This is a genomic window from Vibrio sp. 1159 (genome assembly GCF_033340395.1).
Lineage (GTDB): Bacteria > Pseudomonadota > Gammaproteobacteria > Enterobacterales > Vibrionaceae > Vibrio > Vibrio alginolyticus.
The window spans coordinates 1-22,721 of record NZ_JAWOWL010000016.1; the positions used below are offsets into that span (position 1 = coordinate 1).

16 protein-coding genes and 3 pseudogenes are annotated in these 22,721 nt (G+C 44.4%); 18 read left to right on the forward strand and 1 reads right to left on the reverse strand.

Annotated elements, in window-relative coordinates; genetic code table 11:
• Positions 1-278 precede the first annotated feature (278 nt).
• Positions 279-1,871: an ABC-F family ATPase gene (locus R7127_RS13830; protein WP_025766654.1), complete on the forward strand. Its 1,593-nt coding sequence runs from the start codon at positions 279-281 to the stop codon at positions 1,869-1,871.
• Positions 1,872-2,111: 240 nt separating this feature from the next.
• Here the strand turns inward: R7127_RS13830 and R7127_RS13835 are convergent, their stop codons facing one another.
• On the reverse strand, positions 2,112-2,936 hold the full coding sequence (locus R7127_RS13835; RefSeq protein WP_054574149.1) for a formate dehydrogenase accessory sulfurtransferase FdhD: 825 nt from the start codon (positions 2,934-2,936) through the stop codon (positions 2,112-2,114).
• 322 nt (positions 2,937-3,258) lie between these two features.
• On the opposite strand from R7127_RS13835, the gene R7127_RS13840 reads away from it, so the two are divergent.
• The 17 genes and pseudogenes from R7127_RS13840 (at position 3,259) to R7127_RS13915 (ending at position 22,616) form a co-directional block, all read left to right on the forward strand.
• Complete coding sequence (locus R7127_RS13840; protein ID WP_172563268.1) at positions 3,259-3,723, forward strand: DUF3305 domain-containing protein; 465 nt, start codon at positions 3,259-3,261, stop codon at positions 3,721-3,723.
• Positions 3,713-4,339, forward strand: a complete 627-nt coding sequence (locus R7127_RS13845; RefSeq protein ID WP_025766652.1) for a DUF3306 domain-containing protein — start codon at positions 3,713-3,715, stop codon at positions 4,337-4,339. Before R7127_RS13840 ends, R7127_RS13845 begins: the two co-directional genes overlap by 11 nt.
• A gap of 311 nt (positions 4,340-4,650) precedes the next feature.
• Positions 4,651-6,312 carry a 4Fe-4S dicluster domain-containing protein gene (locus R7127_RS13850; RefSeq protein WP_005377546.1) on the forward strand — a complete coding sequence of 554 codons (1,662 nt, stop codon included), beginning with the start codon at positions 4,651-4,653 and terminating at the stop codon, positions 6,310-6,312.
• A gap of 9 nt (positions 6,313-6,321) precedes the next feature.
• The gene (locus R7127_RS13855) at positions 6,322-6,948 is read left to right on the forward strand and encodes a molecular chaperone (RefSeq protein WP_172563267.1); all 627 of its coding nucleotides are present in this window, start codon (positions 6,322-6,324) and stop codon (positions 6,946-6,948) included.
• A 73-nt stretch (positions 6,949-7,021) separates the two neighbouring features.
• Positions 7,022-7,222: a twin-arginine translocation signal domain-containing protein gene (locus R7127_RS13860; protein ID WP_005377542.1), complete on the forward strand. Its 201-nt coding sequence runs from the start codon at positions 7,022-7,024 to the stop codon at positions 7,220-7,222.
• A gap of 10 nt (positions 7,223-7,232) precedes the next feature.
• Positions 7,233-10,088 carry a formate dehydrogenase subunit alpha gene (locus R7127_RS13865; RefSeq protein WP_318148454.1) on the forward strand — a complete coding sequence of 952 codons (2,856 nt, stop codon included), beginning with the start codon at positions 7,233-7,235 and terminating at the stop codon, positions 10,086-10,088.
• A gap of 11 nt (positions 10,089-10,099) precedes the next feature.
• Positions 10,100-10,708 (forward strand): formate dehydrogenase FDH3 subunit beta, encoded by a 609-nt coding sequence (fdh3B, locus tag R7127_RS13870; RefSeq protein WP_005377536.1) that lies wholly within the window; start codon positions 10,100-10,102, stop codon positions 10,706-10,708.
• A gap of 14 nt (positions 10,709-10,722) precedes the next feature.
• Positions 10,723-11,775 carry a formate dehydrogenase subunit gamma gene (locus R7127_RS13875; protein ID WP_206971538.1) on the forward strand — a complete coding sequence of 351 codons (1,053 nt, stop codon included), beginning with the start codon at positions 10,723-10,725 and terminating at the stop codon, positions 11,773-11,775.
• Positions 11,759-12,175 carry a membrane protein gene (locus tag R7127_RS13880; RefSeq protein WP_005377532.1) on the forward strand — a complete coding sequence of 139 codons (417 nt, stop codon included), beginning with the start codon at positions 11,759-11,761 and terminating at the stop codon, positions 12,173-12,175. The genes R7127_RS13875 and R7127_RS13880 overlap by 17 nt, the downstream gene beginning before the upstream one ends.
• Positions 12,176-12,598: 423 nt before the next feature.
• A complete protein-coding gene (locus tag R7127_RS13885) occupies positions 12,599-16,996 on the forward strand; it encodes an RHS repeat-associated core domain-containing protein (RefSeq protein ID WP_172563265.1) in 4,398 nt (1,465 codons plus the stop codon).
• Positions 16,989-17,891, forward strand: a complete 903-nt coding sequence (locus R7127_RS13890) for an immunity 49 family protein (protein WP_172563264.1) — start codon at positions 16,989-16,991, stop codon at positions 17,889-17,891. The genes R7127_RS13885 and R7127_RS13890 overlap by 8 nt, the downstream gene beginning before the upstream one ends.
• Positions 17,892-17,957: 66 nt before the next feature.
• A pseudogene (locus R7127_RS13895) lies at positions 17,958-19,003 on the forward strand (type IV secretion protein Rhs); the annotation flags it as partial.
• A complete protein-coding gene (locus R7127_RS13900) occupies positions 18,993-19,895 on the forward strand; it encodes an immunity 49 family protein (RefSeq protein WP_262585307.1) in 903 nt (300 codons plus the stop codon). The pseudogene R7127_RS13895 and the gene R7127_RS13900, both read left to right, overlap by 11 nt.
• A 28-nt stretch (positions 19,896-19,923) precedes the next feature.
• Positions 19,924-20,346: pseudogene (locus tag R7127_RS13905) on the forward strand (hypothetical protein); the annotation flags it as partial.
• A gap of 1 nt (position 20,347) precedes the next feature.
• Entirely contained in the window at positions 20,348-21,235 is an 888-nt protein-coding gene (locus R7127_RS13910) for an immunity 49 family protein (RefSeq protein ID WP_033905284.1), read from the forward strand.
• 28 nt (positions 21,236-21,263) lie between these two features.
• Positions 21,264-21,724: pseudogene (locus tag R7127_RS27050) on the forward strand (type IV secretion protein Rhs); the annotation flags it as partial.
• A gap of 1 nt (position 21,725) precedes the next feature.
• The gene (locus R7127_RS13915; RefSeq protein WP_318148455.1) at positions 21,726-22,616 is read left to right on the forward strand and encodes an immunity 49 family protein; all 891 of its coding nucleotides are present in this window, start codon (positions 21,726-21,728) and stop codon (positions 22,614-22,616) included.
• The last annotated feature ends 105 nt before the right edge of the window (positions 22,617-22,721 follow it).

Here is a 22,721-nt window from a genome sequence, read left to right on the forward strand (position 1 = left end):
AGTTCTTTTAGTTGTTGATTTCATAACACTCTCCAATTTTGGGGGTAGAAAGTGTCAACCTTATTTAGGACGGCACAATTAATGGAAAAAGAGCCACTGACGATAGTGGCTCTTTTTTGTATTTAATGACGCATTTATGTTTACGCTTTTGCTTCTTAGAAACCTTACAATGATTTCACTTGGAGTGAATTAATAAAAACAACACTTGCAGTATGTAGCATGAACAAGTACCGTTGCCCGGTTTTTCTAAATACACCCCAATTGCTAAGGTAAAGGTTTTGATCTCCACAGCGAATATTACTCAACAATTCGGCGCTAAACCGCTATTCGAAAACATTTCAGTTAAGTTCGGCGAAGGCAATCGCTATGGCTTAATTGGAGCTAACGGTTGTGGTAAATCAACCTTTATGAAGATCCTCAGCGGCGAGCTTGAGCAAACCAGTGGTAACGTAAGCTACGATCCAAACGAGCGCGTTGCAAAACTGAACCAGGACCAGTTCGCTTACGAAGAATTTACTGTAATCGATACCGTTATCATGGGTCATAAAGAGCTATGGGAAGTGAAGAAAGAGCGTGACCGCATCTACTCACTTGCTGAAATGAGCGAAGAAGACGGCATGAAAGTGGCTGACTTAGAAGTTCAGTTTGCTGAAATGGACGGCTACATGGCAGAAGCCAAAGCGGGCGAGCTTCTTCTTGCTGTAGGTATCCCAATGGAGCAACACTTCGGTCTAATGAGTGAAGTAGCACCAGGCTGGAAACTTCGTGTGCTTCTAGCGCAGGTTCTATTCGCAGACCCAGATGTGATGCTTCTTGACGAACCTACCAACAACTTGGACATGGACACAATCCGTTGGTTGGAAGATACGCTAAACGCGCGTAACTGCACAATGATCATCATTTCGCACGACCGTCACTTCCTAAACTCAGTATGTACACACATGGCTGACTTGGACTACGGTGAGCTACGCGTTTACCCTGGTAACTACGACGAGTACATGACGGCGGCTTCTCAAGCTCGCGAACGTCTACTAAACGACAACGCGAAGAAGAAAGCACAAATCGCTGAGCTACAAACGTTCGTTGCACGTTTCTCTGCAAACGCATCGAAAGCAAAACAAGCGACATCTCGTGCGAAGCAAATCGACAAGATCAAACTGGACGAAGTGAAAGCGTCTAGCCGTCAAAACCCATTCATTCGTTTTGAACAGTCTAAAGAGCTGTTCCGTAACGCTCTGATTGTAGAAAACCTGAGCCAAGGTTTTGAAGAGGACTTGTTCTCAGACTTCAATGCAATTTTTGAAGTGGGAGAGCGCGTTGCGATCATCGGTGAAAATGGTGTGGGTAAAACAACACTTCTAAACACGCTTGCTGGTGTACTTGAACCGCGTGCTGGTGAGTTCAAATGGTCTGAAAATGCAAACATCGGTTACTACGCGCAAGACCACGCGCATGACTTTGCAGAAGATATGAATCTAACGGATTGGATGGGTCAATGGCGTCAAGAAGGTGATGACGAGCAAGTCGTTCGTGGTTTCCTTGGTCGTATGCTATTTGGTCAAGATGACATTAAGAAGTCAGTAAAAGTACTGTCTGGTGGTGAGCAAGGTCGTATGCTGCTTGGTAAGCTAATGATGCACAAGCCAAACATGCTGCTAATGGACGAACCAACCAACCACATGGACATGGAATCGATCGAATCTTTGAACACGGCGCTTGAGCAATACAAAGGCACGTTGTTCTTCGTATCTCACGACCGTGTATTCGTAGACTCGCTAGCAACGCGTATTATCGAAATCCGCGATGGCAAGATCACAGACTTCAAAGGCACGTACTCTGAGTTCCTAAAATCTCGTGGCGTTGACGCGTAATTACTCGCAAAGCGTTTAAAAAGCAAAAGCCTCGCTATTTAGCGAGGCTTTTTTGATATTTGGCCTTAATCCTTAAACTGACCGGTTATATACGCATAGATCCCGACCACGCCAAAGGTAATAATCATAGAAAGCATGATACCGCTGGGCGTAAGCAGAAAATTCCACAATTGGTCATTATTCATAGTCCACATCCTCTGTGAATCCGCATTATTGGTTTTAGTTTACACTGAAAAGGTGTTATTGGTTGCCTTTTACATCAAATTCAACCTTGTCGGCTCCTGTAAACACTTGGAAGCGCAAACCTTTCGCACGCGCAATGGTCGTAATACCAAATTGCTTCGCTAGATCTAACCCCATTTGAGTAACGCCAGAGCGAGAAAGCAGAACAGGAATGCCCATTTGAGCCACTTTAATCACCATCTCTGATGTAAGGCGACCAGTTGTGTAGAAAATTTTATCTTCACCTGTTTCTTCTTTGAGCCACATCTCACCTGCAAGTGTATCCACTGCGTTGTGACGGCCGACATCTTCCACAAATGACAACACTTCATTACCTTTGCAAACCGCACAGCCGTGTACTGCGCCCGCTTTTTTGTAGGTGTCGTTGTAATGAGTTAACGCTTCCAGCGCAGAATAAATCTCTGACTGCTTAAGAGAAACTTGAGGCACTTGATAATTTTCAAGCTGCTTCATCACGTTGCCATACATAGTGCCTTGGCCACAACCTGAGGTGACGGTTTTCTTTTTCAGGGCGCCTTCTAAGTGTTCAGTGTTTTCTTTAGTAATCACCGCTGCGGAATGCGTTTCCCAGTCAATAATAACGGATTCAATCGCGGCTGGATCGGACAGGAAGCTTTGGTTTTTTAAATAACCCAGTACTAGTGCTTCTGGACGCGAACCTAGCGTCATGAGCGTGACCACTTCTTTCCAGTTCAGCATGACCGTAAGAGGACGCTCGCAAGCGATTTGCTTCGCGAGCTTTTCGCCGTACTCGTCGTACACATCGACTTCAATGGTTTGCAGGGGATTTTCACTGGTTTTAATAATATTTGGTTTCAGCACAGTCGTGTCCTAGTGATTAAGAGCGTTAGGTTGCTACGCATTTTAGCTTGTTAAGTGGCTAGCAAATCTCATTCCAAAATAGCGGTTCCCACAGAAATTGCGAGGTTTTATGTCAACAATGCATTAAAACTGCGAGTTCGCAGTAATGACACATCAATACATTTGAGTTTCGTCTAGTTTGGTAATTATAGCCTGAGGGAGTATATAGACTAAGTTATATCAGCTTGGCGCGTTTATTGCTTCGAAGACAATAAAAATGGTCGAAAACGGGGCAAAATGTCCTGTGTGTTTTCAGACCAAAAATAGAAAGACTGGGTGAGTTATGTCGGATAAGAAAGATTTCGAAAAAAATTACGAAAAGACTGAGGATACATGGCCAATCGGCGTAGAGCTTGTTGAGCATGAGATCAGTACAGGGATTTGGGTGACAACCCAATGGCAGTTGACAGAATTTGCGCTGAATCCGACGGAAGAGACTCCAGATGTTTGTCCGTTGCAATTACATAAAGATGAACGTACAGACTACCGCTTTAACTTAAGCTCTCAGCAACCTAAACTCTTTTTAGTGATGGATAACGTCGAGTCTGGTGAAAAACCAGCGATACAGTTACTGACGGCTTCACAATCTGTTGCGGCGCAATATATGGATGGTGATAACCTTGTACTATCTAACGATATGCCGTTAGCCGTTCAGGCTTGGATGGAAGCCTTTATTGGTCGTCACGGTGAGTTGTTAGAAGTAAGACGCAAGAAACGCAAAGGAGCAGGCAGAGCAAATGGCAACTAGTTTTTTAAGCCGTTGGTCGAAACGTAAACTAGAAGAATCTTCCCAACATGCTGAAGAGATCACGCCGATAGCAGAGACGGAACAATCCGAAGATAGTGTCACAGCGCTTTCAAACGCTGACGAAAGCTTAGATACTTTGAACGTCAATGAGGATAGTCAGGCTCCAGACATTACCGCGAGTGTAGAGACTGAAAAAACCGAAGAAATGTCTGTGGCGCAACTGCTGGTTTCTGAAGCTTCAGAAAGCGTTAAGAAAGCTGCGCTGCGCAAAATGTTCTTGTCCGAAGAATTTAACGTGCGTGACGGCCTAGACGATTACGATGATGATTACAGTAACTTAAAGTCACTTTCTCAAGACGTCGCTGAGACGCTGCGTGATTGGGTTAAAGATAAAGTGGAAGACGAACCAGACGCTGAAACTGCGCAAGGGTCTGAGCTTAACGCTAACGATATCGCATCTGAGGTAGTTGAAGACGCAGAGTCAAACACCGACAAAAGTGGCCAAATTACTCAAGATGAAAATGAGCTGTATATAAATACAGTATCTGGCGAAAGTGATACTTTTGCTGAAGAATCACAGCCTAACGAGGTGAGACAAAATATACCACATAAATAATAGGTACATTTTGACTAAACACTCAATGAGCCGGCTGAGACAAAATGTCTCAACCGGTTTTTTTATCCCTACTATTTGTCAGTAAAATTGATAACCTATTGATTTTAAGTTGATATTTTATTGGCATGACACTTGCTATTTGTTGCTCAATACCAATCTGGTTGAAGTTAGTACGGACGCACTGCGTAGTATTCATCGCCTATAGATGGCGGAATAAGAATTCTCATTGATAAGTTAATCAGCAGAATCTCCGGCGCTAACTACACTAAGAGATGGAAAAGACTATCCATGTTCATAAATGGAATTGAGCAATGCTGAAACAATTATTAGAACAAGCAACTTCCAATAACGGTAAAGCGAGGCTGTACGCTTTCGAAAATACCGTAGAGTTGACCAATCTTATTCCACCAACCGTAAGCTATGAAAGCGGCGGTAATACTTTGATTGTGGGCCCAACAGCAATCATCGAAAGTGCGGCAGCGCAATTGTCGCAAATGAACAGCCTAACGCTGCTTTCTACCGATGGCGAAAAGGGCACAAATCCCGAGCTTTATTACGCCAATTCGGTTCAGGTTTCAGGGTTCTTAGGTACGTTTGAAGTTCTGATTGAAAATCATGGTTTGACCAACAACCTTGCCAAGGTCGCGACCAATAGCGATTGTTTCGATATCGTACTCGATCTTTGCCTTAACAGCTGCATGTCGGAAGAAGTCCCAGTACCGGGCTACTACCCAGTAGGTCGTGGCTATCCGAAACTGGCTGAAGCGTTGGAAGAGATTCCAACCTTAATGGGGACGTTCGATAAACCGAAATTCTTCCGTTTAGATACCGATTTATGTGCACACAGCTCTCGTGGCGTAAAAGGTTGCGAACGGTGTGTGGATGCTTGTCCGGCAGGGGCACTATCGAGTGAAGGCAGCGACAGAACGGGCCATCGCATCGAGATCAACCCATACCTATGTCAAGGCGTGGGTACTTGTGCTACAGCGTGTCCGACAGAAGCGATTCATTACGCACTGCCAAACCCTGAAGATACGCAAAAGTTTATTGAACGTACGCTCGCCAACTATGAGCAAGCGGGTGGTTTAGATCCTATCGTATTGATTTGTAGTTCTCGCCACGAGAGCTACAACGTGATGGCACTAAAAGCACTGCCAGATAATGTGATTCCAATTGTGGTGGAAGAACTGCCTTCGGTTGGTATTGATACTTGGTTCGCCGCGCTTGTGAATGGTGCTACTCAGGTGCTGTTTGCGGCTTCACGTTTTATGCCTCAAACCATTATTCGTGTGCTTAATAGCGAAGTAGGTATTGCTCAAGAGCTGCTCGGTCAGCTTGGTATCGCCAAAGAAACCATCGACATTCTGTATCTAGAGTCACTACGTGAAGGTGCTCCGACACTTTGTACTGAGTCTTTTGATTTGGCATTAGGTGATTTGCAAGGTAACAAACGTCAGCGTCTATTTACGGCGTTGGATGCGTTGTCCGCATCACGTATTCCAGTTGAGAACATTGTTGAACTTCCAGCGAACGCACCTTACGGCACAGTCTCTTGTGAAAGTAAAGGTTGTACGTTGTGTATGAGCTGTGTGGCGGTGTGTCCAACACGTGCATTGCATACGGACGGTCGATCTCCGTCGCTTAAATTCGTCGAGCAAGACTGCATTCAATGTGGGCTGTGCGAGAAAGCGTGTCCAGAGAAAGTGCTGACGCTTACTCCTCGTATGAACTGGGTGAAAGAAGAACGCCAGAAAGCGGTTGTGATTCATGAAGAAAAGGCAGCCGAGTGCATTCGTTGTCACAAGCCTTTTGCTCCGCAATCGATGATCGACATGCTACAAAACAAGTTACGCGGTCACTCTCATTTCTCTGATGAAGCGGCGATCAATCGTATCGCGATGTGTGAAGACTGCCGTGTGATCGACATGTTTGAGTCGATGGCAGAAGACCCAATGAAACAACTGAAATACTAGGAGCTCGCAGTGGACACACAACAAGAACAAACACTGAGAACAGACATTTATCTCGTACTATCTACACTTTTTCGTAGTGCGCCTAGTGATGAAATGCTGGCGTTCCTGAAATCGCTAGAAATTGAACCGTCTGAGAGCGCGATGCAAAAAGCTTGGCTCGCACTGCAACAAGCCGCGAACGAAACGCAGCGAGAAGCGTTAGAAGAAGAATATCAAGATCTGTTTATTGGCATTGGACGTGGTGAAGTTGTGCCATTCGGATCTTGGCATCGCACTGGCTCGATGATGGAAAAACCGTTAGCGGAAATTCGTCGCGATTTGGATCTTTTAGGCATCGAACGAGAAGAGAACGTGAAAGAGCCTGAAGACCATATTTCTGCACTGTGCGAAGTGATGGCAATGCTGACAGGTGAAGAGGAAGAACTTCAGCAAGCGGTGTTTAACAAACACATCGCCCCTTGGTTCCAATCTTTTACGCGCCAACTAGAGAGCGCAGAAAGCGTGAACTTCTACAAGCCAGCTGCACAGCTTTGCGATGCGTTTTTAACGTTAGAGCAAGTGCGCTTTAGCGTGAACACCAAAAGCAGTAAGAACAAATTAAAAATTGATGTGAAAAACGTCACTGATTACGAGTAATCGAGCAGTACTTGGTCATATCGATAGAGAGGCATGAGTCTCCAAAGATCTACCGTAAGGTAAGGAAGCAATGATGAAAGATAATAAAGAAATAAACACAAGCCGTAGGGATCTCCTAAAAGGCTTCACAACCGCTGCCGTTGCCGGTGCTGTTGTTGCGGGAACCACGAAAGTGGCCGTTGCTTCAGAAACGGTTGAGCCTTCTGAAAACGACGTGAAGAAGAAAGGGTATCGTGAAACTCAACACATTCGCGATTACTACGACACACTTTAGGAGATAACGGATGAAACTTGTCAAACGCTCCGACAGTGTGAGCAAAGAAACGAACCAGCTTGGCGTATCTCGTCGTGCATTCATGAAAAACACTTCGCTTGCCGCTGGTGGCGCAGTGGTTGGTGCTAGTCTATTTGCACCGGGAATGATGAAAAAAGCGCAAGCAAAATCTGTCGATCCAGAAGCGAAAACAGAAATAAAACGTACTATCTGTTCTCACTGTTCAGTGGGTTGTGGTATTTACGCAGAAGTTCAAAATGGTGTTTGGACGGGTCAAGAGCCTGCATTCGACCACCCATTTAACGCCGGTGGTCACTGTGCAAAAGGTGCAGCACTGCGTGAACATGGCCACGGTGAGCGCCGTCTTAAATACCCAATGAAGCTTGAAAACGGTAAGTGGAAAAAGCTTTCTTGGGATCAAGCGATCGAAGAAATCGGTAACAAGGTGATGGACATCCGTAAAGAGTCCGGCCCTGATTCGGTTTACTTCTTGGGAAGCGCAAAGTACAGCAACGAACAAGCGTACTTGTTCCGCAAAATGGCATCACTTTGGGGTACGAACAACGTTGACCACCAAGCGCGTATTTGTCACTCAACAACCGTGGCGGGTGTAGCGAACACTTGGGGTTACGGTGCGATGACCAACTCTTTCAATGACATGCACAACTGTAAGTCGATGCTATTCATTGGTTCAAACCCAGCTGAAGCACACCCAGTAGCGATGCAGCACATTCTGATCGCGAAAGAGAAGAACAACTGTAAGATCGTCGTAGCGGATCCTCGTCGTACACGTACGGCAGCAAAGTCGGATCACTATGTATCACTTCGTCCTGGTTCTGACGTAGCATTTATTTGGGGTGTGTTGTGGCACATCTTCGAAAACCAATGGGAAGATAAAGAGTTCATCCGTCAACGTGTATTCGGTATGGATGAAATCCGTGCTGAAGTAGCGAAATGGACGCCAGCAGAAGTTGAGCGCGTAACAGGCGTAAGCGAAGAAGACGTTTACCAAACAGCAAAACTGCTTTCTGAAAATCGCCCGGGCTGTATTGTTTGGTGTATGGGTGGTACTCAGCATACTACTGGTAACAACAACACACGCGCTTACTGTGTGCTTGAGCTAGCGCTTGGTAACATTGGTAAATCAGGCGGCGGTGCAAACATCTTCCGTGGTCACGATAACGTACAAGGCGCAACCGACCTTGGCGTACTTTCTGACACGCTACCTGGCTACTACGGCCTTTCTGAAGGCGCTTGGCGTCATTGGTCAAAAGTGTGGGAAATCGATTACGAATGGATCAAAGGTCGTTTCGATGACAACGCTTACAGCGGTCAGAAACCAATGCACAGTGCAGGTATTCCTGTATCTCGTTGGGTTGATGGTGTACTGGAGAACAAAGACAACATTCGTCAGCGCGAAAACATCCGTGCAATGTTCTACTGGGGACACGCAGTGAACTCTCAAACACGTGGTGTTGAGATGAAAAAAGCGATGCAGAAGTTGGACATGATGGTGATTGTGGACCCTTACCCAACGGTTGCTGCGGTAATGAACGACCGTACCGACGGCGTTTACCTGCTTCCTGCAACAACACAGTTTGAAACACACGGCAGCGTTACCGCATCTAACCGTTCTCTACAATGGCGTGAGCAGGTGATTGAACCTTTGTTTGAATCAAAACCAGACCACGAAATCATGTACCTGCTTTCGAAGAAACTGGGCTATTCCGATCTTCTGTTCAAAAACATCCGTGTTGAAAACAACCAGCCGGTGATTGAAGACCTAACGCGTGAATTCAACAAAGGCATGTGGACGATTGGTTACACAGGCCAAAGCCCAGAGCGTTTGAAAGCGCACCAACAAAACTGGCATACGTTCCACAAAACCACATTGGAAGCGGAAGGTGGCCCTGTCAACGGTGAAACCTACGGTCTACCTTGGCCATGTTGGGGTACACCAGAAATGAAACACCCAGGCACGCACATTCTGTACGATACGTCTAAGACGGTTGCAGAAGGTGGCGGTAACTTCCGTACGCGCTTTGGTGTGGAATTTGAAGGCAAGAGCCTACTTGCTGAAGACAGCTATTCGAAGGGCTGTGAAATCAAAGACGGTTACCCAGAGTTCACTGACAAGTTGTTGAAACAACTTGGTTGGTGGGACGATCTAACTGCTGAAGAGAAAGTGGCAGCAGAGGGTAAAAACTGGAAGACTGACCTTTCTGGCGGTATTCAGCGTGTCGCGATCAAGCACGGTTGTATTCCATTTGGTAACGCGAAAGCGCGTGCGATTGTTTGGACGTTCCCAGACCGTGTGCCACTGCATCGTGAACCACTTTACACACCACGTCGTGACCTTGTAACGGATTACCCAACTTGGGAAGACAAAGATGCAATCTTCCGTGTTCCTACGTTGTATAAATCCATTCAAGAGCAAGACAAATCGGGCGAGTACCCAATCGTTCTGACTTCTGGCCGTCTGGTTGAATACGAAGGTGGTGGTGAAGAGACGCGTTCAAACCCTTGGCTTGCCGAGCTTCAACAAGAAATGTTTGTTGAAGTGAACCCGAAAGACGCAAACGATCTTGGCTTTAGAGATGGTGATGATGTTTGGGTTGAAGGTGCAGAGAAAGGACGAATCAAGGTGAAAGCGATGGTAACACGTCGTGTGAAACCTGGTTTGGCGTTCATTCCGTTCCACTTTGGCGGTAAGTTCGAAGGTGAAGACCTACGCCCTAAATACCCAGAAGGTACACAACCTTACGTTGTTGGCGAATCGGCTAACACGGCAACCACTTACGGTTACGACCCGGTTACCTTGATGCAGGAAACCAAAGTAACCCTATGTAACATTCGTAAAGCGTAAGGAGTCTGACAATGGCACGAATGAAATTTCTATGTGACACCAAACGCTGTATCGAGTGTAACGGCTGTGTTACTGCATGTAAGAACGAAAACGACGATGCGCTTGAATGGGGCATTCAACGTCGCCGCGTGGTAACACTAAACGACGGTGAAGCTGGTGAAAACTCTATCTCTGTTGCTTGTATGCACTGTACCGATGCGCCTTGTATGGCAGTTTGTCCAGCTGATTGTTTCGAACATACCGAAGACGGCATCGTTCTTCACAATAAAGATCTGTGTATCGGTTGTGGTTACTGTTTGTTTGCTTGTCCGTTTGGCGCACCTCAATTTCCTAAACAAGAAGCGTTTGGTGAACGTGGCAAAATGGATAAATGTACTTTCTGCGCGGGCGGCCCAGAAACAGAGCCTGGCTCTGAGGAAGAACGTCAAAAATACGGTGCGAACCGTATCGCAGAAGGCAAGTTACCGATGTGTGCATCGCTTTGTTCAACTAAAGCGCTGCTTGCGGGTGACGCAGAGAAAGTCTCTGACATTTTCCGTCAACGTGTGGTAGAACGCGGCGCGAAAAACGCAGGTTGGACAGACGGAAACGATCTTTCTTACGATGCGACGAAAAGCTAAGTAAGGAGAGGCACATGTTAAACACGCTTAAACGTGCATCTTTAGCAATGCTGTCAATGATGACAGCATTGCTGCTGACTTTCGCAATGCCTGCTTCAGCAGAGGAACAATCTTCTAAAGTTATTCAACAGGAGATCACGCAACTCGCCGGGGCAGACTATTGGCGCGAAGTCAGAGAGGGGCAAGAAGGCTACACCACGTCTCAATCGCCAGAACATGGCGTATTGATCAGTAAACCTGGTGAGACTTGGTACATTCTAAAAGAGAAATGGATGTCTCCAGCGGGTGCTATCGCGATTTTCGGCAGTATTGCAATGGTAATCATGGCTTACGTATTCGTTGGTCCTTTGATGCTTAGCAAGCCGCGTACTGGTAAAAAAATGAAGCGTTGGTCTCGTTTAGACCGCGCGCTTCACTGGAGTATGGCGTTTACATTCTTAACGCTGGCATTCAGTGGTTTGATGCTGGTTTACGGTAAGCACTTCTTAAAACCGTACGTTCCTACTGAGTTCTGGGGCTTTATCGTCATGTTGGCGAAGCAGTACCACAATTACATGGGACCATTGTTCTTCATTTTACTGATGCTCGTGCTCTTTAAATGGTGGCGCAAGTCGATTCCAAACATGACAGATGTTCGTTGGTTTATGAAAATGGGCGGCATGGTTGGTAAACACAAAGGCACACATCCGTCAGCTGGTTTCTCAAACGGTGGTGAGAAGGCAATCTATTGGTTGTTAATCTTCTTTGGTGCTATCGCGGCAGTGAGTGGCTTAGTTCTGGACTTTCCTATCTTTGGCCAAACTCGCCGTGACATGGAGCTTTCTAACTTAGTTCATGCGATTTCGGCGCTGATTCTAATCTGTGGTTTTATCTTCCACATCTATATTGGTCTATTCGGTATGGAAGGTGCGCTAGAAGGCATGGTGACAGGTGAAGTTGATGAAACATGGGCGAAAGAGCATCACGATCTTTGGTATGAGGAAGTGAAGTCCAAAGAAGCGATGGGTGAAACAGATACGGCACAAACGGAAGTAAAAGGAGCGAAAGCGAATGAACAAACCTCATAACGGGATTTGGGTTGCGTACATCCTGAGCTGTCTGACCCCGTTTACGTTTCTGATCTCAGGCGTTATCGCAATTATCTATGCGGGTTACCGATTAGATAAGGGAGAAGACAGCGACGTAGTGATTTCTCATTACTACGGTTTAATTCGCACCTTCTTTCTCTACCTGACGTTTTTTGTTGTGTTGATCGTCACCGTCGCGACTTCTAACGGTGTACTCGTTGGCGTGAGTGATTATTGGTTGCATAGTACTTTGCTTGAAACCATCGCTTACTTTATTCCTTGGGTAGGGATGGTGTTTGCTGCATTAGCCATCTTGGTGTGGTTTATGCGAATGTTTCAAGGGATGCAGCAACTGCTCAATAACCAACCACACAGACCATCGACAGGTCCAAACCTTTAATCAGTATTCTTTAAGCAAAACCGCCGTAATAGGCGGTTTTTTTGTTGCTGTTTTGTCTCAAATATGAAGCACTTAGTCGCAGTGGTGATACTTGATGCAACTTATTGAGTGAATTTACGTAACTGGGCAGAAAATCATAGTTAAGTAAGAAACATGTAAAAAAATCGCGTCACGATGAGACATTAGTCTCACTCACGCTATTGTTCATTTACTCAGGATTCATCGTCCCGTTAAAGTACGCTGCGCTCAGAAATTCAAAGAGTTGCATACGTGAAAATTGCCATCAATACATTCAGTCTACGCATACAGAGGAATCTCTATCGGAGGATGTTTGATTAAGGCATCTTGCTCTCACAAATAAAAAGAGCGAAACGAGCATTAAATGATGCGGCAAGGTAAGAAAAGGACAAACACGTTACGGCTATGATCCCTCAATTCGTCATTCCTATCACGAATCGCTTTGGCGAAAGTTATCACTTCTCTGGTCAGTTACTTACTAGCGGCGAACCTAAAACATTCGTGACCAAACAAGAGGCAATAGAGTTTCTTGAGAGCTTTGGTGAGCTTGACCTTCGCTCTGTCGAGGACTTGTTCTATGCGATTGGTCAATTCAAGCCAAACATACCTGACGGTGAGCTTACTTCCCAACACTATAATTCAACGTTTGCCAATGCTTTGGTGAACGGTGATTTGCATGTCGCTCGAATTGTACCTACCGGCGAAAACTACGCACTCTCGTCAGCGGTTACGCCTCCACCGACTCAAAATACCGTCAATGCAAAACCATCGAAGGGAAAGGGGAAGTCGAATAAAAAGAGTGGCAGAAGTGCCGCATCCGCCAAGCCTCAGCAACAAAGCAGCGAAAAACATGAGAAAGCCGGTGATCCTGTATCACTTGTGACGGGTGAAGAAATTCTCGAACTCTATGATATCGAGCTACAACAAGGTACTACTTGGCAGCGTACTTACCGCTCTTCGCAGTCGGATGTAAATCATGGAATGGGCTTTGGTTGGCGACATGCATTTCAGTTTGAATTACGCGAGAAGACGGACGAGAAAGACAACGTTATCGCTTGGGAGTTTGTTGACGATAAGGCAGATATCACAGAATTTGAGCCAGTAGATATTGGAGCAACAAGTTACCAGATATACGCTGGTGCGAGCTGTTATTTCCTGAGCTCAACAACTCGGATTGTAACGCTCGCTAGTGGGCATCAATATCGGTTTGAGCAAAAAGATGATCGTTGGCTAGCTAAACAAGTTAGAAATGGCACGTTTTCAACGTTTCAATTGCAGTATTCTCGAAACCATCGATTGATCGAGATCGCATATAACAAGCGTCCGGTTCTTGAATGTCAATATGATAAGCAAGGACGCCTTGTAGAACTGCTTAATGCAAAGTCCCAAAAAGTTCTGGCAACTTATACCTATGATGAGCACGATGATTTGGTCAGTGCAACTAATCATTTGGGCCTAAAGGAACAGTATCAATACCTCGGCCATTTAATTATTAAGCGTGTACGACCAACTGGCTTTACTCATTATTTTGAATGGGATGGCGAAGGTGCAAAAGCGAAGTGCATCAGAAACGTTGGGGACGCAGGAATTTATGACTATCGCTTCCATTATCAGGGAAATCATTCTTCTTATTCTGACTCGTTAGATCATCAATGGTCTTTCTTGCATGACGAGCAGGGTAACTTACTCGAGAAAATAAGCCCCACAGGTAGAACTTGGCGATGGCAATATGATGAATTGGGACGAAAAGCACAAGCTATCTATCCTGATCAGTCAACGGTCAATTATCAATATAATCAGCATGGTCAATTAGTTTCTAAGTTTCATTCCTCTGGCAAAGAAATTCAATATGGCTATGACGGCTTAGGTAAGTTAGTTAAAACGGTTTCACCTGACGGGGATATCGAGAAGGCTTACTACAATAGTCTCGGTCAAAGAGTTTGGGATACCGATCAGTTCGGCTGTGTCACGGAGTATGATTACGATAAACACGGTCAAGTCGTCAAAAAAGAGTCTGAAGATGGTAAGAAAAGTCAGTGGTGGTGGGATGAACAACAAAGACTTATCGCGAATGAAATAGACGGTACATTACTTCGTTACAGCTACAACGAAGAAGATCTAGTGAATGGCGTCGCTTATCCCGATGGGTGTATTGCTCAACTCGCTTATGATCAATTCGGCAGGCGTACATCAGTTCGTTATTTTAACGACGAAGACAAAGTCGGTTATAGCGAAGAATATTCTTACGATGAGCACAGTCGTGTTGCTCAGATTCGGACGCCAGCAGGCATTACCTCGTATCAATGGGGAGCACTCGCGCAACAAGAAGCAGTCATCTTTCCCGATGGCAGCCATATTTCTTACGAATACGATCAACAACGTAACCTGACTAAATTAGTTCGGAGTGACGGCTTAGAGTTCGAATTCCTGTATGACGATGAAGGCCAGCTATCAGGAACTATTGGGTTTGATAATCTACAAAGCCAATTTGATTATGACGATATGGGGCGGATCCATCGTAAGCAAGTCGCCGATAGGACCGTGCTGTACCGCTATGACGCTGCGGGTTATCTCAAGCACGTCAAAGCAGGAAATGCTAGCAGTATTGTAGAGCACCACTTCAATTATACGCTTAGTGGGCGACTTACTTTCGCATCCAATCGCCATCAAACACTGCAATACCAATACTCTTCATTCGGGCATTTAACAAAGCGCATTCAAGGTCAGTTTGAGATAGCGCAGGAGTTTAACAGAGTTGGCCAACGCGTATCTCAGGTACTGCCAGATAATACGGAGCTGAACTTCTCTTATGATCGATATGGGCGCTTTTCAGCGATTCGGTTTGGAAACCTAGATTTACCTCAAATCAAATTTCATTACGATGAAATGGGACGAGTTTCCCAAATTGAAACGGCACATTTTAATGAGCGCATCATTTATGATGGTGTTGGTCGTTTGGTCGAACAACATTGGCCTGATAGAGAGAAAAAGTACGTTTACAATGCGCAAAACCGTATTTCATCAATCATTGATAATACGGCAGGAGCAACACACTATCAGTACGATGCCTTAGGGCAACTGAAACGAGTCAATGCTTCCGGAGAAGTGACTAAATTTGAATACGATAGTTTTGGCAATCCTACTTTGCCATCTTCAGAGGTATTCGCTGATCGTATTGAAGTACACGATGATGTCCGGTTCAAATATGACGCGCAAGGAAACCAGACAAAACGTGAGGGGCAAGGACATGTTCAGACTCGCGTATTTGATGCGTTAAATCAGCTCATTGAAGTTCACACCGACGATGGCATCAGTCAATATGAATATGATGCATTAGGGCGCAGGACGAAGAAAATTACACAACAAGGCGTTACGGAGTTCTTGTGGGAAGGGGAACGTTTAATTGGTGAACGCTCTTCAGGTGCTTTCCGATGGTACCTATATCAACCAGAAACCTACACGCCAGTGGCACTGCTAGAAAACGACGTTATTTATTGGTACCAGTGTGATCAAGTTGGTAAACCAGAGCGACTGATCGATTGCGAGGGGAATGTTGTATGGAGTGCCAGCTACGATGCTCACGGCTTTGCTCATGTACATATTGAAAATGTAGCAAATCCACTGCGTTTTCAAGGGCAGTACTTCGATCAAGAAACCAACTTACATTACAACCTCGCTCGGTATTACGATCCTAAACTAGGACGTTTTATCCAACAAGATCCGATATCTATTGCTGGTGGTATTAATCATTACCAATATGCAGTCAACCCTATCCAGTGGATTGATCCAACAGGTTTCCTTTGTGAAGAAGGGCTAAAACGCTTGGGTCAAATGTTGGCAGAGTATCAGGCGCAAAGCGATGTCCCCCAAGAGGTTTGCGATCAGATTTTAGAAGCAGCAAAAGAATCATCCGTCGGAGAAGATGGCGTTCGCTCGCAAGTCAAAATCCGAAAACCAAAAGGTAAAAATCATATCCGATATGAGTACGATTTAGACCATATTGATTGCGAGAAGAACGAGATTACTTTTTATCGCCACATTAATCATTCTGACGGAAGCAAACATGAAGTGCAGTACGTAGTCGGGATAGAAGAGTTTGTTAATGCTCACGTGTTTGATTCAGAGAAGGTCGGTGGCGATAAGACCTGCACCATCTTCACCGAGGACCTAGTGCTGAATAAAGCGGATTACAAGGATAACTCAGAATTCGAATTCAATAATAAGGATGAGGATGAGAAATACAAACTTTCTGAAGAATGCAAACAAAAGGTTGATGAGTGTTTAGCAGAACGTCAAAAGGCAATGGATGCGCGTAGCGGCGAAGAAGGGCATAACGCCCAAATTGCTAAAATTAACCAGCAGTCAGCAAAAATTGGTGAGTTGGTCGCGGATGACTTTGTTCGGAATATACGCCCTAATGCTAAGTTGATCCATCCCAAAGACCTTGCAACTTCGGGATCGAAACCAGGTGATTTCGATATGGTGTACCTCTCAGATGATCCTGAAGAAATCATCATCGTCGAGGCTAAGGGTGGCAGCAGCCCGCTCGGCAGTCGTAAAATTGGAAATATGGCATATCAGCAAGGGACAACTGAATATACAGCAGCAATTATTGGTGAGATGTCTAAGCAAGAACAAGGTACAACGGAAAAGATTGCTGCAAATCACATCAAATCCGCTATCAAAGATGATATTCCGATTCGTTATATTCATACACAAGCAGAAATATCTTCAGATGGTAAAGTCTCGAAAATTAAAGCGAAAGAATTTGATATAGACATGGGAGAATTTGGAAATGTTTGATGCCAAGGAATTAAAAAAGATTGAGCGATTGGCTCATATTAGTCTAACTCAAGCGGCAATAGATGCTTACAGAGAAGAAGTAAAAGAGAACTTAGATAAACGAAAAAGGCGCATTGCGATAAAAAGAGAAAACTTGGTTTATTTGAGTGATGATGTGTCTGAGCAAATTCGCCTGTATACATGGCTACCTCCATTAAATGATGATGAGAGAATCGGCACACTATGTCTATATGAAGCATCATTAATGCGTGCATTTTATCATCAGCTCGCCATGAGACCTGACGAGCCTCAAAGTATTCAATTACCTGGATACCCGGAAGTAACCTGGAAAGGTGAAGGTATTTTAAAAACGGGGTGTTTACACCCTAACCGATGGCTTGATGCTTATTTCACTTCGGTGATCGTGCGTGACAGGCCAAGTATGGACGTATTGGCGAGCTTTCCGGTTTCTCTGATGAAACAAAGTTCTACGAAGGCTGGTGAGCTTTCTTACATGCTGGTGGATGTGATTCAGTCATTCCACAACCGCACATCGGATTACCCCGATAAGCTAGTCGCAGCAATGGACGCTGCAGTTGCTCAGGGTGATGACTGGGCATTAGAAATCGCCATGGGCATTTTAGAAACCTTTGCCGCCCTGACAACCGATATTGATTATGACTTTGAAGAGGTACTCATTAAGAACCTGCAGTTCCAGGAGCAATATCAAATGCGCTTGGATGCTCCTAAAAAATTGATTTCAATCGAAACCTTCATCTCTTTCCCTCTGCTTGGCATGGCTTGTATGTGGTACGACAAAGGTAACTGTTTATCTGTTGAAACCGGTTGGCTTCCTCCTTATCTCGTTGAAGGGCGTTGGCTAGAAGATGTAAAAGTAGGGAAGATCACACGATAAATTATCATTTATATAGAAATTCAGTATATAAGCCACCTTTCACGAGGTGGCTTATATGTTTACCGATATTCAATCAACCCCATCCAGTGGATTGACCCAACAGGTTTTCTTTGTGAAGAAGGGCTAAAACGCTTGCAGAAAATGCTGGCTGAGTATCAGGCGCAAAACAACGTTCCCCAAGAGGTTTGCGATCAGATTTTAGAAGCAGCAAAAGAGTCATCTGTCGGAGAAGATGGCGTTCGTTCGCAAGTCAAAATCCGAAAACCCAAAGGTAAAAACAATATTCGATATGAATACGATTTAGACCATATTGATTGTGAGAGAAACGAGATTACTTTTTATCGTCATATCAATCATTCAGATGGCAGCAGACACGAAGTGCAGTATGTTGTTGGGATTGAGGAATTTGTAAATGCGCATGTTTTTGACTCAGAGAAAGTTGGCGAGGAAGAAGGTTGCACGATCTTCACTGAAGATCTTGTGCTGAATAAAGCAGAGTATAAAGAAAACTCAGAACTCAATATGAGTGATTATGAGCTAACAGAAAAAAACAAAGCAAAAATTGATGAATGCTTGAAAGAGCGTCAAGAGGCAATGGACGCTCGAACTGGCGAAGAGGGATATAATGCTCAAATTGGCAATATTAACCAACAGTCTGCAAAAATTGGTGAGTTAGCCGCGGATGACTTTGTCCGGAGTAAACGTCCTAATGCTAAGCTGCTTCATCCCAAAGATATTGGAACCTCAATTTCGAAGCCGGGCGATTTTGATATGGTTTACGAGGTGGAAGAGCCGCCACCAGGTGAAATTATAATTGTTGAGGCCAAAGGGGGTAGCAGCCCGCTGGGTAGCAGAAAAATTGGAAATATGGCATATCAGCAAGGGACAACGGAATACACTGCCGAAATCACCAACCTAATGTCTGAAAAAAGGAAGGAACGACTGAAAAATTAGCTGCCGACGAAATTCAATACGCCGCTTTATCCGGCAGAACTATTCGATATATACATACTCAAGCGAATATCCCTGAAAGTGGTAAGGCCTCAGATGTAAAACTAGAAGTGGCAGAGTTTAAAATTGATTCAAAAGGATTAAGTCAAAATGCAAAGTAAAGAATCGGTCAAATTTTTAGAGCGAAAAGCAAATCCTGAACTTGACACACAAGCCATTGTGAATCGGAAAAAATTTATAAACCGGGTTTTAGATAACAGAAAAGAAGGCCTTAAAATCAGGCGGGAAAATCTGGTCAGTCTTGGGGATTTTGCCATTGACCAGGTTCGCTGGTATACCTGGTTTCAAGCCTCTCATGAAGACGAACAAATTTGTACATTACGCCTTTATGAAACTTCTTTAATGGGAGCCTGTTATCATCAACTTGCTATGAATCCCAATGAAGAATTAACTATCAAGATCCTTGACTATCCTGAAGTAAAGTGGGGTGGTGAAAGCACTTTAAAAACGGGGTGCATAAATCCTAATAGATGGATCGATATGTATTTTATATCGACAGTTGTGCGTGACAGGCCAAGTTTAGACGCATTGGCGAACTTTCCGATTTCTTTGATGAGACAGAGCTCTACCAAATCGGGTGAGCTGTCTTATATGTTAGTAGACGTCATACAGTCGTTCCATAACCGCACATCGGATTATCCTGACAAGCTCGTCGCAGCAATGGACGCAGCGGTAGCCCAAGGGGATAACTGGGCGTTGGAAATTGCGATGGGGATCCTAGAAACCTTCGCGGCGTTCACTACCGACATTGGTTATGACTTTGAGAAAATGCTCGTTAAAAACCTACAGTTCCAAGAGAAATACCAAATGAGGCTTGATAAGCCAGAGGACTTGATTTCTATAGAAACTTTCATATCTTTCCCTCTTCTTGGCATGGCCTGTATGTGGTACGACAAAGGCAACCGTTTATCAGTTGAAACTGGTTGGCTTCCTCCCTATCTCGTCGAAGGATGTTGGCTAGAAGAAGTAAAAGCAGGGAAGATCACTCGATAAACCCCTTTAGTTAGCAATTCAGTATAATAACTTTCAAATCGCCAAGATTAATCGGCAATCTGCAGAAATTGGTGAGTTGGCCGCAGATGACGTTGTCCGGAGTAAGCGTCCTAATGCTAAGCTGCTTTATCCCAAAGATATTGGAACCTCAATTTCGAAGCCGGGCGACTTTGATATGGTTTACGAGGTGGAAGAGCCACCACCAGGTGAAATTATCATTGTTGAGGCCAAAGGGGGGAGCAGTCCTTTGGGTAGTAGAAAAATTGGAAATATGGCATATCAGCAAGGGACGACTGAAAAAATAACAGCAAGAAAAATTCAACATGCAGCTTCGTTCGGTATACCTATTCGATATATACATACTCAAGCAAACATCCCTGAAGGTGGGAATGTCTCAGATGTAAAAGTAGAAGTGTCAGAATTTAAAATTGATTCCAAAGGACTAAGTTAAAATGCAAAGTAAAGTTGTAGAACGCAAAGCAAACCCTGAGTTGAGTGAAAGTGGAGTTTCTTCTGAGAAAGAATTTATCAATAAGATACTAGATCAGCGAAAAGAGGGTCTTAAAATCAGGCGGGAAAACCTGGTCAGTCTTGGTTATTTCGCCATTGACCAGGTTCGCTGGTATACCTGGTTTCAAACCTCGCATGAAGACGAACAAATTTGTACATTACGTCTTTACGAAACTTCTCTAATGGGCGCTTGTTATCATCGACTTGCTATGAATCCCAATGATGAATTAACTATCAAGATTCTCGACTATCCTGAAGTAAAGTGGGACGGGGAAGGCATTTTAAAAACGGGGTGCATAAATCTTAATAGATGGCTTGATATGTATTTCATATCGACAATTGTGCGTGACAGGCCAAGTATGGACATATTGGCGAACTTTCCAATTTCTTTGATGAGGCAGAGCTCTAACAAAGCGGGTGAGCTGTCTTATATGCTAGTAGACGTCATTCAGTCGTTCCACAACCGCACACCGGATTATCCTGATAAGCTGGTTGCTGCAATGGACGCAGCGGTAGCTCAAGGGGATAACTGGGCGTTGGAAATTGCGATGGGGATCCTAGAAACCTTCGCAGCGCTCACTACTAACATTGGTTATGATTTTGAGGAAGTGCTCGTTAAAAACCTACAGTTTCAAGAGAAATATCATCTTCGAGAATTAGGACCAGATAGAATAGGGATCCGCACGTTTATTAATTTCCCTCTGCTTGGCATGGCTTGCATGTGGTACGACAAAGGCAACCGTCTATCTGTTGAAACTGGTTGGCTTCCTCACTATCTCATCGAAGGACGTTGGTTAGAAGATGTAAAAGCAGGGAAGATCACTAGATAAACTCCTTTAGTTAGCAATTCAGTATAATAACTTTCAAATCGCCAAGATTAATCGGCAATCTGCAGAAATTGGTGAGTTGGCCGCAGATGACGTTGTCCGGAGTAAGCGTCCTAATGCTAAGCTGCTTTATCCCAAAGATATTGGAACCTCAATTTCGAAGCCGGGCGACTTTGATATGGTTTACGATGTGGAAGAGTCTCCACCAGGTGAAATTATCATTGTTGAGGCTAAAGGGGGTAGCAGCCCGCTGGGTAGCAGAAAAATTGGAAATATGGCATATCGAATACACTGCAGAAATCACCAACCTAATGTCTGAAAAAAGGAAGGGACGACTGAAAAATAACAGCAAGACAAATCCAAGATGCAGCTTTATCCGGCATACCTATTCGATATATACATACTCAAGCAAGCATTCAAGAGAACGGGGATGCATCGGATGTAAAACTAAAAGTGGCAGAGTTTAAAATTAATTCTAAAGGGCTAATTTAAAATGCAAAGTAAAGTTGTAGAACGCAAAGCAAACCCTGAGTTGAGTGAAAGTGGGGTTTCTTCTGAGAAAGAATTTATCAATAAAATATTAGATAAAAGAAAAGAAGGCCTTAAAATCCGGCGGGAAAACCTGGTCAGTCTTGGTGATTTCGCCATTGACCAGGTTCGCTGGTATACCTGGTTTCAAACCTCGCATGAAGACGAACAAATTTGTACATTACGTCTTTACGAAACTTCTCTAATGGGCGCTTGTTATCATCGACTTGCTAGGAATCCCAATGATGAATTAACTATCAAGATTCTCGACTATCCTGAAGTAAAGTGGGACGGGGAAGGTATTTTAAAAACGGGGTGCATAAATCCTAATAGATGGATTGATATGTATTTCATATCGACAGTTGTGCGTGACAGGCTAAGTTTAGACGTATTGGCGAACTTTCCGATTTCTTTGATGAGACAGAGCTCTACCAAAGCGGGTGAGCTGTCTTATATGCTAGTAGACGTCATTCAGTCGTTCCACAATCGCACATCGGATTATCCTGATAAGCTGGTTGCAGCAATGGACGCAGCGGTAGCTCAAGGGGATAACTGGGCGTTGGAAATTGCGATGGGGGTCCTAGAAACCTTCGCAGCGCTCACTACTAATATTGGTTATGATTTTGAGGAAGTGCTCGTTAAAAACCTACATTTCCAAGAGAAATACCAAATGAGGCTCGATAAGCCAGAGGACTTGATTTCTATAGAAACTTTCATATCTTTCCCTCTTCTTGGCATGGCCTGTATGTGGTACGACAAAGGCAACCGTTTGTCAGTTGAAACTGGTTGGCTTCCAGCTTATCTCGTCGAAGGACGTTGGCTAGAAGATGTAAAAGCAGGGAAGATCATTCGATAAACTCCTTTAGCAAATCAATATACAAGCCATCTCTCATGGGGTGGCTTTTACGTTTGAGGTGGGGAGCTTGTTGTTTGTTGAACGCTCCATCATTGGTGGCATTAC